Source organism: Streptomyces changanensis, assembly GCF_024600715.1.
Lineage (GTDB): Bacteria > Actinomycetota > Actinomycetes > Streptomycetales > Streptomycetaceae > Streptomyces > Streptomyces changanensis.
Map to the genome: position 1 here is coordinate 6,315,752 of NZ_CP102332.1, position 12,830 is coordinate 6,328,581.

Consider the following 12,830-nt stretch of genomic DNA (forward strand, 5'->3'; position numbering starts at 1 on the left):
CCGGACGACACCGGACCGGGGCCGGCGCTCAGACACCGGTCCCGGTCCCGGGCCCGGGCCCGGGACCTCCCTCGCTCTCGGTGGGGCGGGGGAGCAGCAGCCCGAGGGCGACCATCGTGGCGCCGAACGCGAAGTGCAGCCAGGTGTCGGGGGTGTTGACGGGCACGACGCCGCTCTCGCTGTCCAGGTCGATGATCACCCCGTACACCGACAGCGCGAGGTAGACCAGGCCGCCGACGAGGAGGAACGGACGGGCGTTGCCGGGTGTCCGCGCCGTGACGAGCGCCACGGCGCCGAACACCAGGTGGACGACGTTGTGCAGGATCGACACGTGGAGCAGGCCGAGGAGCCGGGCGTCCGACTCGTGGTCGGCGAAGGCCAGCGTGTCGTAGCCGCTGGTGACGCCGGGGACGAAGCCCAGGCCGCCGATGAGCAGGAAGACCACCCCCACCCACAGCGCGGCGAGTCGGACGGGGGTGCGGGACGAGGACGCCCCACGGTGTGCGCTGGTCATTGACTGGCCCTTCCCACCGGACGGCCGGCGCGGTCGGGCCGCGTCGCGCGGCGGCCGACGAGTACCTCGCCCCCGTCTCCGGTCACCCCGGCAGCCTATCCAGCGCCCGCCGCCGCCCCCAGGGGGTGTCCTGCCGGCCAGGTCGGGCTCGCGGCGCCCGGTGCGCGACCACGCCGCGCTGTCGTCGGTCGCCGACGCTCCGCGCCGACTCCCTCCTCCGCCGTGCGAGCGCACGCACCGGACACCGCTCCCTGATCCGACCTGTACGACAAGACACCCCCAGGCATCCCACCCGCCGCGGCCCGGCCCGGCCCCGCCCCCACCACCAGGCCCGCGTCAGGCCGCCAGCCGGGCCGGCAGCCAGCGCAGTCGGGCGGCCTGCTGGTAGGACTCACCGCCCTCGTGGTCGTTGAAGGCGTACACCTCGATCTTCTTGTCGGCGTGCGCGTACGCGTTGAACGCGGCGAACACCGTCGACGGCGGGCAGGTCAGGTCCTCCAGCGCGGCCGAGAACAGCGCGGGCGCCGTGGCCCGCGCGGCGAAGTGCACGCCGTCGAAGTACGCGAGCGTGCGCGCCACCTGCTCGACCCTGCCCCGGTACGTCTTCAGGTACACGCCTATCTCCCGGTACGGGTTCCGGTCGGTGATCGTCGTCGCCCGAGGGAAGTCGCAGAGGAACGGCACGTCGGGCGCGACCGCCGCCAGGTCCGGCACGAGCCCGGCCACGGCCAGCGCGATGCCGCCGCCCTGGCTCGCGCCGGCGACGGCCGTGCGCGTCGCGTCCACCCCCGGGTGCGACCGGGCGGCCGCCACGGCCCGCACCGCGTCCGTGTACAACCGTCGGTAGTAGTACGTCGACGGGTCCTCGACGCCCCGCGTCATGAAGCCGGGCGCGGCCGGGGCGCTGCCCACCGGGTCCGGGGTGTCCCCGCCCGCCCAGGTGCCGCCCTGCCCGCGGGTGTCCATGACGAAGTGCGCGAATCCGGCGGACGCCCACAGCAGATGGGTGTGGGGCAGGCCGCGCCCACCGCCGTAGCCGATGAACTCCACCACCACCGGCAGCGGTCCGGTGGCCGCGGCGGGGAGGACGAGCCAGCCCTTGACGGGGTGTCCGCCGAAGCCGGCGAACGTGACGTCGTGCACCTCCACGGTGGTCAGACCGGTGGCGACCGGCTCGAACCGGGCGTCGAGCGGGTGACTGCCCGCCTCCGCCAGCGTCTCCGCCCAGAAGGCGTCGAAGTCGGTGGGCTCCTGGGACGAACTCCGGTACGCGCGCAGCTCGTCGAGGGGCAGGTCGAAATGGGCCATGATCGGGCGACCTCCTTGATCATCGGATCGGGACGACGCCACCGTACGTGCTGCGGCCACCTGTCCGGCAGGGCCTTGCGGCCCCCTCGCGGGAGCTGCTACCCATTGGTTAGGAAAGTTTCCTTCCAGTCCTCGCTCCCCGCCCCGTCCACATCGGAGATCCCATGAGATCGGCACGGACCTGGACCCGTGGCATCGGCGCCGCAGCCGGCGCCCTCGCCACCACCCTCCTCCTCGGACTCACCACGGCGCCGACCGCACCCGCCGCCCCCGCCGCCCGGCCGGCACCGGCCGGCGCGACCGTCGCAGCCACCGAGTCCGCCGCCACCGCCCCCGCCGCGGACGGCGCCGCGGCGGCCACGACCCCCGCCGCGATCAACGGCCGACTCGCGGTCTGCGGCACGAAGCTGTGCAACCGGTACGGCAGGCCGGTGCAGTTGCGCGGCATGTCCACGCACGGCCTGCAGTGGTACCGCCAGTGCGTCACGTCCGGCTCGCTGAACGCCCTCGCCACCGACTGGAAGGCGGACGTCCTGCGGGTCTCCATGTACGTGCAGGAGGGCGGGTACGAGACCGACCCGCGCAAGTACACCGACCTCGTCCACTCCGTCATCGAACAGGCCACCGCGCGCGGCATGTACGCCATCGTCGACTGGCACATGCTCGACCCGGGCGACCCGCACCATAACCTCAGCCGCGCCAAGACCTTCTTCACGGAGATCGCCCAGCGCCACCGCGGCAAGACCAACCTGCTGTACGAGATCGCCAACGAGCCCAGCGGCGTCAGCTGGTCCCGGATCAAGAGCTACGCCGAGCAGCTGATCCCGGTCATCCGCGCGCAGGACCCGAACACGCCCGTCCTCGTCGGCACCCGCGCCTGGTCGTCGTTCGGCGTCTCGGAGGGCGCGGACGAGTCGGAGGTCGTGGCCGCCCCGGTGAACGCCTCCAACATCATGTACACCTTCCACTTCTACGCGACGTCGCACCGCGACGCGTACCTTGCCACCCTGTCCCGGGCCGCCGACCGGCTGCCGGTCTTCGTCACCGAGTTCGGCACCCAGAACTACGCCGGCGAGGGCGACAACGACTTCGCGATGACCCAGCGCTACCTGGACCTGATGGCCACCAAGAAGATCAGCTGGGTGAACTGGAACTTCTCCGACGACCACCGCACCGGAGCCGTCTTCAAGCCCGGCACCTGCGGCGCCGGCGGCCCCTGGACCGGCACGGACTCCCTCAAGCCCGCGGGCGTCTGGATCCGTGACCGGATCCGGACCCCGGACGACTTCCCCACCGGCTGATCCGCCCCGCCCCGCCCCGCCCCGCCCCCGGCCGCCGGGGACCCCTGTGGTCCACTGTGCGGGCGGGGGCGCGCCGCGCCCGCGGCCCGCGACCGGCCGACCGGTGACCGACCGCCTGCCAGGAGGAGCATTGATTACGTACCGCCAGCCCGGTGTCGTCCTCACCGACCACCGCTTCACCGTCCCCCTCGACCACGCCGAACCGGACGGCGAGCGGATCGAGCTGTACGGGCGTGAGGTCGTCGCGGCCGGGCGGCAGGGCGTCGACGACCTGCCGTGGCTGGTGTACCTGGAGGGCGGCCCGGGCTGCGCGGTCCGGCGCTTCAGCGGCGCCCCGGCCTGGCTGGGCCGCGCCGTCCGCGAGTACCGCGTCCTCCTCCTCGACCAGCGCGGCACCGGCCGCTCCACGCCAGCCGACCGCAGGACCCTCCCGCTGCGCGGCGGCCCGCGCGAACAGGCCGCCTACCTCGCCCACTTCCGTGCCGACGCGATCGTCCGCGACTGCGAACTGGTCCGCCGCCGACTGACCGGCGGCGCCCCGTGGACCGTGCTCGGCCAGAGCTACGGCGGCTTCTGCGCCACCCACTACCTCTCCACCGCCCCCGAGGGGCTGGCGGCGGTGCTCGTCACCGGCGGCCTGCCCTCCCTGCACGCCACCGCCGACGAGGTCTACCGCGCCGCCTACCCGCGCATGCGGCGCAAGGTCCTCGCCCACTACGAGCGCTACCCGCAGGACGTCGAGGCGGCCCGGCGGATCGCCGCCCACCTCGTCGAGCACCCCACGGCGCTGCCCGGCGGGCACCGGCTCACCGTCGAGGCGTTCCAGTCGCTCGGCGCCCTCCTCGGCGTGGGCGACGGCGGCGACCAGCTCCACTACCTGCTGGAGGACGCCTTCGTCCGCACCCCCGCCGGGCACGAGCTGTCCGACCCCTTCCTGGAGGCCGTGCGGGGCCACCTCTCCTTCGCGTCCCGGCCCCTCTACGCCGTGCTCCACGAGTCCATCTACGCCGACGGCCGGGCCCCGACCGACTGGGCCGCCGAGCGGGTGCGCGCCGAATTCCCCGACTTCGACGCCGCGGCGGCGCTCGCCGGCGACGCGCCGCTGCTCCTCACCGGTGAGACGATCCACCCCTGGCACTTCACCACCGACCCCGCCCTGATCCCGCTGCGCGAGACGGCGGAGCTGCTCGCCGCCCGCACCGACTGGCCCGCCCTCTACGACGCGCGGCGCCTGGCCGCCAACACCGTCCCGACCGCCGCGGCCGTCTACCACGACGACCTGTACGTCGACACGGCCCACTCCCTGGAGACCGCCCGCACCATCCGCGGCCTGCGCACCTGGGTGACCGACGAGTACGAGCACGACGGCGTGCGGGCCGGCGGCGCCCGGGTCCTGGACCGGCTGCTGGCCCTGGTCCGCGGCGAGGTCTGACGGTGACTCACGGCGCCGCGCCCGCGGACGGCCGGCCCCGGCCCGGGCGGGACGACGCGAGGACGCCCGGTACCGGCCCGGGAGCCGGACGGCGCGCCCCGGGGTGATACGGGCGCCGTCCGCGGCGCGTCCGCGCGGGTGGACGGCGCCGCTCGTCGCGGCCGACGGGCGGCGGGCCGGGGCCGAGGACCCGTCCGCCCGGCGGGACCGACGACGCGTCCGCGCGTGCGGGGCGTGCGGTGGGTGGGGGAGGGGTGGCCGGTGTGTGACGCGCCCGGCCGCCCATGGGGCGCCGCGCTTTCGGCAGGGCGCCGTCACGGGCCCGTGCCGCCTCCGCCGTCACCGCCCGGCCCTATCCTGCGCCCATGAGTGATCAGGAGAGCGGGCCGACGGCCCGTCAGGAAGCGGGGCCGCTGCGGCCGATGCCCGAGGACTGGCGGCGCGCCCTCGTCGCCGTCGCCCACCCGGACGACCTGGAGTACGGCGGCTCCGCGGCCGTCGCCGCCTGGACCGACGCGGGCCGGGAGGTGGTGTACGTCCTCGCGACGCGCGGCGAGGCGGGGATCGCCACGCTCGCCCCGGACGTCTGCGCGCCACTGCGCGAGGCCGAGCAGCGCGCGAGCGCGCGGGTCGTCGGCGTCTCGCAGGTCGAGTTCCTCGACCACCGCGACGGCGTGGTCGAGTACGGCACCACGCTGCGCCGGGACATCGCGGCCGCGATCCGCCGCCACCGGCCCGAGCTGGTCGTCACCCTCAACCACCGCGACACCTGGGGCGGCGTCGCCTGGAACACCCCCGACCACGTCGCGGTGGGCCGCGCCACCCTGGACGCGGCGGCCGACGCGGGCAACCGCTGGATCTTCCCCGAACTCGTCGAGCAGGGCCTGGAACCATGGGACGGGGTGCGCTGGGTGGCCGTGGCGGGCTCCCCGGAGCCGACCCACGCGGTCGACGCGACCCCGGGCATGGAACGCGCGGTCCGCTCCCTCCTGGAGCACCGCACGTACATCGAGGCGCTGACGGACGAGGATCCGGAGGTGTACTGCCGCGCCTTCCTCACGGGCCACGCGCGGGCCGCGTCCGAGCGGTTCGGCGGCGTCCCGGCCGTCACCTTCGAGCTCTTCCCGCGCTGAGGTGCGGGTGGCCGTCCCCCGGACGGCCACGCGGGGTCCGGCCGTCCCGTCCGGCCTCGACCGTCCCCCGGCCGGCCGTCCGGGCCTCGGGGTGTCCCCCTCGGCTCCCGGCCGCCCGTCGGGGCCTCGGCCGGCCCCTCTCGTGTCCCGTCCGTCCCCCCGCGGCTCCCGGGGATCCGGTCCCGGGCGGGTGGCCGGAAATCCGCGGCTCCCTGTTCCCCCGCGGGCAAGCGACCGCTTAGTATGCGAGCCACTGCGGTACTGCCCGACTCTTTGTGGAGGCCCCCATGCAGGCATGGCGCGTGCACCGGAACGGCGAGCCGAGCGAGGTGATGCGACGCGAGGAGACCGACCGGCCCACGCCCGGCCCCGGGCAGTTGCTCCTGAGGGTGCGGGCCGCGAACACCAACTTCCCCGACGCGCTCCTGTGCCGCGGCCAGTACCAGGTCCGCCCGCCGCTGCCCTTCACCCCCGGCGTGGAGGTCTGCGCCGACACCGAGGACGGCCGGCGCGTGATCGCCACGGCGGCGCTGCCCCACGGCGGCTTCGCCGAGTACGCCGTCGCCGACGCGTCCGCGGTCCTCCCCGCGCCCGAGGCGCTCGACGACGCCGAGGCCGCCGCGCTGCACATCGGCTACCAGACCGGCTGGTTCGGGCTGCACCGCCGCGCCGGGCTGCGCGAGGGGGAGACGCTCCTCGTCCACGCCGCCGCGGGCGGTGTCGGCAGTGCCGCCGTCCAGCTCGGCAAGGCGGCCGGCGCGCGCGTCATCGGCGTCGTGGGCGGCGCCGAGAAGGCCGCCGTCGCCCGCGAGCTCGGCTGCGACGCCGTCGTCGACCGGCGCGGCGAGGACGTCGTCGCGGCGGTCAAGGACGCCACCGGCGGCCGCGGCGCCGACGTGGTCTACGACCCGGTCGGCGGCGACGCGTACACCGCCTCCGCCCGGTGTGTGGCCTTCGAGGGCCGGATCGTGGTCGTCGGCTTCGCCAGCGGCGACATCCCCGCCCCCGCCCTCAACCACGCCCTGGTCAAGAACTACTCGATCATGGGCCTGCACTGGGGGCTGTACAACCAGAAGGACCCCGAAGCCGTCCGCCGCTGCCACGACACGCTCACCACCCTCGCGGCCAAGGGCCTGATCAAGCCGCTGGTCAGCGACCGGGTTGCCTTCGCCGACGCGCCCGCCGCCGTGCAGCGCGTCGCCGACGGCACGACCACGGGCCGCGTCGTGGTGCTCCCGGAAGGAGCCGACAGGTGACCGACGCCACCGCCCTGCGCGACCGGACGCGCGCGCTGCTCGCCGCGCACCCGCCCGCCACGACCGAGCGCACCGCCTTCCTCCGTGCCCGCTTCGACGCCGGCCTCGCCTGGGTCCACTACCCGGAGGGGCTCGGCGGCCTGGGCGCGCCCCGCTCCCTCCAGGCCGTGGTGGACGCCGAGCTCGCGGCCGCCGGCGCCCCCGACAACGACCCGCGGCGCATCGGCATCGGCCTCGGCATGGCCGCGCCGACGATCCTCGCCTACGGCACCGAGGAGCAGAAGCGCCGCTTCCTGCGCCCCCTGTGGGTGGGGGAGGAGGTCTGGTGCCAGCTCTTCAGCGAACCCGGTGCCGGCTCGGACCTCGCCGCCCTCGGCACGCGGGCCGTCCGCGACGGCGACACGTGGGTCGTCGACGGCCAGAAGGTGTGGACGTCCAGCGCCCACGTCGCGCGCTGGGCCATCCTCATCGCCCGCACCGACCCGGACGCGCCCAAGCACCGGGGGATCACGTACTTCCTCTGCGACATGAGCGACCCGGGCGTCGAGGTGCGGCCGCTGCGCCAGATCACCGGCGAGGCCGAGTTCAACGAGGTCTTCCTCACCGGCGTGCGCATCCCGGACGCCCACCGTCTCGGCGGGGTCGGCGAGGGGTGGAAGGTCGCGCAGACCACCCTCATGAATGAGCGGGTCACCATCGGCGGCGCCCGGATCCCCCGCGAGGGCGGCATGATCGGCCCCGTCTCGCGCACCTGGCGCGAGCGCCCCGAACTGCGCAGCCACGACCTCCACCGGCGCCTGCTGGACCTGTGGGTGGAGTCGGAGGTCGCCCGGCTGACCGGCGAGCGGCTGCGCCAGCAGCTCGCCCTGGGCCAGCCCGGTCCCGAGGGCAGCGCCATGAAGCTCGCCTTCGCCCGCCTCAACCAGGAGATCAGCGGCCTGGAGGTGGAGCTCCTCGGTGACGAGGGGCTGCTGTACGGGGAGTGGACGATGCGCCGCCCCGAGCGCGTCGACTTCACGGGCCGCGACGCCGGCTACCGCTACCTCCGCTCCAAGGGCAACTCCATCGAGGGCGGCACGAGCGAGGTACTGCTGAACATCGTCGCGGAACGCGTCCTCGGCCTGCCCTCCGAGCCGCGCACCGACAAGGACGTCGCCTGGAAGGACCTCGCCCGATGAAGGACCAGACTGACCGGACGGACCCGACTGCCCGGACGGACGGGACCGACCGGACGGACCGGGTGGACCTGCTGTACTCCGAGACCGAGTCCGACCTCCGGGCCGCCGTCCGCGCCCTCGTGGCCGACCGCGCCGCCCCGGCGGAGCTGCCCGGCCGCGTCGAGGACGGCGGCGGGGTCCCCGCGCTGTGGAAGGCGCTCGCCGCCGACATGGGCACCGCCGGGCTGCTCGTCCCCGAGGGGTTCGGCGGGCAGGGCGCCTCCCACCGTGAGGCCGCCGTCGTCCTGGAGGAGCTGGGCCGCGCGGTGACGCCGGTCCCGTACCTCACCAGCGCCGTCGTCGCCACCGAGACGCTCCTCGCCGCCGCTGACGGCGACGCCACCACCGGCGCCGCCCACCTGCTCGGCGACCTGGCCGCCGGGCGCAAGGTCGCCGTGCTGGCCGTACCGCTCTCCGCCGGGCCCGACCACGTGCCGGCGGGCTCCGGTACCGTCACCGGCGTCGCGGACGCCGTCCACGCCGACGTCCTGCTCGTGGTCCGCCCCGACGGGCTGTACGCCGTCGACGCCGCGGACGCCCAGGTCACCCCGCAGACCCCGCTCGACCTGACCCGCCCGCTCGCCACCGTGAGCACCGAAACCGGCGGCACGCGCCTCGCGGACGCGGCCGGCGCGCGCGGCGCCGTGTGCCGCGGGCTGCTCGCGGGCGCCGGGCTGCTCGCCTCCGAGCAGCTGGGCGTGGCGGAATGGTGCCTGGAGGAGACGGTCCGGTACACCCGCGAGCGCCACCAGTTCAACCGGCCGGTCGGATCCTTCCAGGCGCTCAAACACCGCATGGCCCAGCTGTGGCTGGAGGTGGTCGGCGCCCGCGCCGCCGCCCGCAACGCCGCCGACGCCCTCGCCACCGCGAGCCCCGAGGCGCCGCTCGCCGTGGCCGTCGCCCAGGCGTACTGCTCGCGCGTCGCGGTGCACGCCGCCGAGGAGTGCGTCCAGCTGCACGGCGGCATCGGGATGACCTGGGAGCACCCCGCCCACCTCTATCTGAAGCGGGCCAAGGCCGACCAGATCGCCCTCGGGTCGGCCGGCCGACACAAGGAGGAGCTGGCCCGGCTCGTGGACCTGCCCGGCCCCCCGGTCTCCACGTAAGGACCACAAGAGGAACCCACCCCTCTACGTACTGTTTAATTGCGAGTCGTTCGCAACAACAGTCGACTCCACGAGAGCACGAGGGGTGTGGAACCATGACCGCCCGATCCATACGCGGCATGGCCGCCGCCACGCTGGCCGGAACCCTGGCCATCACCGCGGCGGCCTGCTCGAACCCCGGCGCCGGGGCTTCCGGCCCCGCGGCGAAGGACAGCGCGGTCGTCGGCATCGCCTACGAGCCCGAGACGCTCAGCCCGCTCCTCGGCTACGGCAAGGACGGCAACTCCAAGATCTTCGACGGGCTCCTCGCCTTCGACCGTGACATGAAGCTCAGGCCGGCCCTGGCGGTCGCCCTGCCCACGGTCAGCGCGGACGGCCTGACGTACACGTACAAGCTCCGCACCGGGGTGAAGTTCAGCGACGGCACGCCCTTCACGGCCAAGGACGTCGTCTTCACCTACCGCACGATCCTCGACGAGAAGACGAACAACGCCTCCAAGACCGAGCTGGCCGCCCTGAAGGACGTCAGGGCCGTCGGCGACGACACCGTCGTCTTCACCCTCGACCACCCCTACGCGCCCTTCGCCGAGCGGACCGTCCTCGGCATCGCCCCCGAGCACGTCGCCGGCAAGCAGGACGTCAACAGCGGCCCCTTCACCACCAAGCCGATCGGCACCGGCCCCTACGTCCTCGCCGACTGGTCCAAGGGCGAGAAGATCACCTTCAAGGCCAACCCCGCCTACTGGGGCGGCGCGCCGAAGGTGAAGAAGTTCACCATGGCGATCATCAAGGACGACGACGTCCGCGCCACCCGGCTGCGCTCCGGCGACCTCGACGGGGCGATCCTCCCCCCGAACCTCGCCAAGGGCTTCAAGGGCGACGGAGCCAGGAAGACGTACGAGGCCACCACCTACGACTACCGCCTGGTGACCCTGCCCACGCACAACGAGGTCACCGGGGACCTCGCCGTCCGCCGCGCCCTCGACGTCGCCGTCGACCGCGGGGCCATGGTCGACAAGATCCTCGAAGGCGCCGGGAAGCCCGCCTACGGCCCGGTCCCCACCGACAGCGAGTGGTTCACCAAGGGCACCGAGCGCGCCCACGACCTCGCCGGGGCCCGGAAGATCCTCGACGACGCCGGCTGGAAGCCCGGCCCCGACGGCGTCCGCGTCAAGAACGGCGTCCGCGCCACCTTCCCCCTCTGGTACCTCTCCGGCGACAAGCTCCGTCAGGACCACGCCCTGGCCTACGCCTCCGACGCCAAGAAGGCCGGCATCGAGATCAAGACCCAGGCCGGCACCTGGGAGGTCATCGAACCGCGCATGAAGACCGACGCGGTCCTCGCCGGCGGCGGTTCGCCCGGCGACCCGGACTTCGACCAGTACCTGCTGCTCAAGTCCTCCCTCGCCGGCGACGGCTTCAACAACATGGGCTGGTACGACAACCCGGTCGTCGACAAGGCCCTCGACGCCGGCCGCACCACCGACGACAAGGCCGCCCGCAAGGCCGCCTACGACACCGTCCAGCGTGAACTGGTGAAGAACCCCGGCTACACCTTCCTCACCCACATCGACCACCTGTACGTGGTGAACGACCGCTGGGACGGCCTGTCCACCCAGGTCGAGCCGCACGACCACGGCCTCGCCTCCGGCCCGTGGTGGAACGTGGAGGACTGGACCCCCAAGGACGCCGGCAAGTGACCCGACGCCTCCCCTGGGGCGCGATGGCGCGGATGGCGGGACGGCGGGCCCTGTTCGCCGTCCCCGTCCTGCTCGTCGTGACGTTCGGCGTGTTCGCCGTCGCCGCCGCCTCCCCCTTCGACCCCGTCAAGGCGTACGCCGGCACCGCCGGACTCACCGCCTCCCAGGAGAACCTCGACCAGCTGCGCGCCAACCTCGGCGTCGACCGGCCGCTCGTGCCCCGCTGGTGGGACTGGCTCACCTCCGCCGTCACCGGCGACCTCGGCGACTCCAGCGTCATGCGCCAGCCCGTCGCCGACGTCATCACCGAACGCATCGGCTGGTCCGCGCTCCTCGCCGCCACCGCCTTCGCCGTCGCCGTCCTCCTCGGCACGGCGCTCGGCGTCCTCGCCGCGCGCCGCCGCGGCGGCTGGCTCGACCGGTGCGTCAGCTCCGCCGCGTACACCCTCGAAGCCGCCCCCGCCTTCTGGCTCGGACTGCTCGCCATCTGGTTCTTCGCGCTGGAGCTGGGCGTCCTGCCCGCCGGCGGGCTCACCGACACGGCCAGCGAGACCGTCACCTTCGGCCAGGTCGCCTCGCACCTGGTGCTGCCCGCCCTCGTCCTCGGCCTCTCGCAACTGCCCTGGTTCTTCCTCTACGTCCGCCAGGGCGTCGCCGACGCGCTCGACGAGGACCCCGTACGGGGCGCCCGCGCGCGCGGACTCGACGAGCGCACGGTGCTGCTGAAGCACGCCCTGCGCTCCGGCATGCTGCCCATGCTCACGCTCATCGGCTCGCGCGTCCCCGAACTCATCACCGGCGCCCTGCTCGTCGAGTCCGTCTTCAGCTGGCCCGGCATCGCCGCCGCCACCGTGCAGGCCGCCACCTCGGTCGACTTCCCGCTGCTGGCCGCCCTGACCGTGCTCGCCACGGCGGCGGTCCTCCTCGGCAATCTCCTCTCCGACCTGCTGTACGGACTCGCCGACCCGAGAGTGGGCTTCGATGGCTGACACCGTCTGGACGTCCCGCGGGCGCACCCGCCGCTCCACCCGCGCCGTCCGCGTCTCCACGTCCGCCGTCATCGTCGCGGCCGTCGTCCTCGCGGTGCTGCTCGTACCGCCCCTGGTCCAGCTCGACCAGCAGGCCGTCGACCTGTCGCTGAAGCTCCGGCCACCGTCGTTCGCGCACCCGTTCGGCACCGACGACGTCGGCCGCGACCTGCTGCTGCGCTGTGTCTACGGCCTGCGCGTCTCGCTCCTCGTCGGCCTGGTCGCCGCGCTCGTCGCCACCGTCATCGGCACGGCCGTGGGCGCGGCCGCCGCCGCCTTCGGCGGCTGGACCGACCGGCTCGTCATGCGGCTCGTCGACACCTTCTCGTCCGTGCCGCACCTGCTGCTCGGCATCTTCATCGTGGCGATGTTCCGCCCCGGCGTGTGGCCGGTCATCGTGTCCGTCGCGCTCACGCACTGGCTGTCCACCGCCCGGATCGTCCGCTCCGAGGTGCTGTCGCTGCGCTCGCGCCCGTACGTCGACGCGGCCGTCTCCGGCGGCGCCTCCCGGTGGCGGGTGACCGTCCGCCACCTGCTGCCCGCGGTCCTCCCGCAGGCCGGCCTCGCCGCGGTGCTGATGGTGCCCCACGCCATGTGGCACGAGTCCGCCCTGTCCTTCCTCGGACTGGGGCTCCCCGCCCACCAGGCCAGCCTCGGCAACCTCGTGCAGACGGCGCGCGGCTCGCTGCTCGCCGGAGACTGGTGGCCGACGCTCTTCCCCGGGCTGTTCCTCATCGTCCCCACGCTCGCCATCGCGGGCCTCGCCGGTGCCTGGCGCGAGCGGCTCAACCCCCGCCGCCGATCGGAGCTGATGCTGTGAGCCCCGTCCTCTCCG

The 12,830-nt window shown here is 74.4% G+C and carries 11 protein-coding genes; 9 read left to right on the forward strand and 2 right to left on the reverse strand.

Annotation, left to right across the window (positions count from 1 at the left end; all coding sequences use genetic code 11):
• Positions 1-28 precede the first annotated feature (28 nt).
• The gene (locus NRO40_RS27660; protein ID WP_058940484.1) at positions 29-514 is read right to left on the reverse strand and encodes a DUF4383 domain-containing protein; all 486 of its coding nucleotides are present in this window, start codon (positions 512-514) and stop codon (positions 29-31) included.
• Positions 515-850: 336 nt separating this feature from the next.
• Positions 851-1,822, reverse strand: coding sequence for an acetylxylan esterase (locus tag NRO40_RS27665; RefSeq protein WP_058940485.1), 972 nt, complete (start codon positions 1,820-1,822; stop codon positions 851-853).
• Between the two features lie 164 nt (positions 1,823-1,986).
• On the opposite strand from NRO40_RS27665, the gene NRO40_RS27670 reads away from it, so the two are divergent.
• From NRO40_RS27670 to NRO40_RS27710, 9 genes are all read left to right on the forward strand, one after another.
• On the forward strand, positions 1,987-3,123 hold the full coding sequence (locus NRO40_RS27670; protein WP_058940486.1) for a glycoside hydrolase family 5 protein: 1,137 nt from the start codon (positions 1,987-1,989) through the stop codon (positions 3,121-3,123).
• 130 nt (positions 3,124-3,253) lie between these two features.
• Positions 3,254-4,555 (forward strand): alpha/beta fold hydrolase, encoded by a 1,302-nt coding sequence (locus NRO40_RS27675; RefSeq protein WP_058940487.1) that lies wholly within the window; start codon positions 3,254-3,256, stop codon positions 4,553-4,555.
• Positions 4,556-4,920: 365 nt separating this feature from the next.
• Positions 4,921-5,688, forward strand: coding sequence for a PIG-L deacetylase family protein (locus NRO40_RS27680; RefSeq protein ID WP_058940488.1), 768 nt, complete (start codon positions 4,921-4,923; stop codon positions 5,686-5,688).
• A 287-nt stretch (positions 5,689-5,975) separates the two neighbouring features.
• A complete protein-coding gene (locus tag NRO40_RS27685; RefSeq protein WP_058940489.1) occupies positions 5,976-6,944 on the forward strand; it encodes an NADPH:quinone oxidoreductase family protein in 969 nt (322 codons plus the stop codon).
• Complete coding sequence (locus tag NRO40_RS27690; RefSeq protein WP_058940490.1) at positions 6,941-8,122, forward strand: acyl-CoA dehydrogenase family protein; 1,182 nt, start codon at positions 6,941-6,943, stop codon at positions 8,120-8,122. The genes NRO40_RS27685 and NRO40_RS27690 overlap by 4 nt, the downstream gene beginning before the upstream one ends.
• Complete coding sequence (locus tag NRO40_RS27695; protein WP_058940491.1) at positions 8,119-9,267, forward strand: acyl-CoA dehydrogenase family protein; 1,149 nt, start codon at positions 8,119-8,121, stop codon at positions 9,265-9,267. Before NRO40_RS27690 ends, NRO40_RS27695 begins: the two co-directional genes overlap by 4 nt.
• Positions 9,268-9,362: 95 nt before the next feature.
• A complete protein-coding gene (locus NRO40_RS27700; RefSeq protein ID WP_058940492.1) occupies positions 9,363-10,967 on the forward strand; it encodes an ABC transporter substrate-binding protein in 1,605 nt (534 codons plus the stop codon).
• A 23-nt stretch (positions 10,968-10,990) separates the two neighbouring features.
• The gene (locus tag NRO40_RS27705; protein ID WP_198549252.1) at positions 10,991-11,956 is read left to right on the forward strand and encodes an ABC transporter permease; all 966 of its coding nucleotides are present in this window, start codon (positions 10,991-10,993) and stop codon (positions 11,954-11,956) included.
• A complete protein-coding gene (locus NRO40_RS27710) occupies positions 11,949-12,815 on the forward strand; it encodes an ABC transporter permease (protein WP_058940494.1) in 867 nt (288 codons plus the stop codon). Before NRO40_RS27705 ends, NRO40_RS27710 begins: the two co-directional genes overlap by 8 nt.
• Positions 12,816-12,830: the final 15 nt, after the last annotated feature.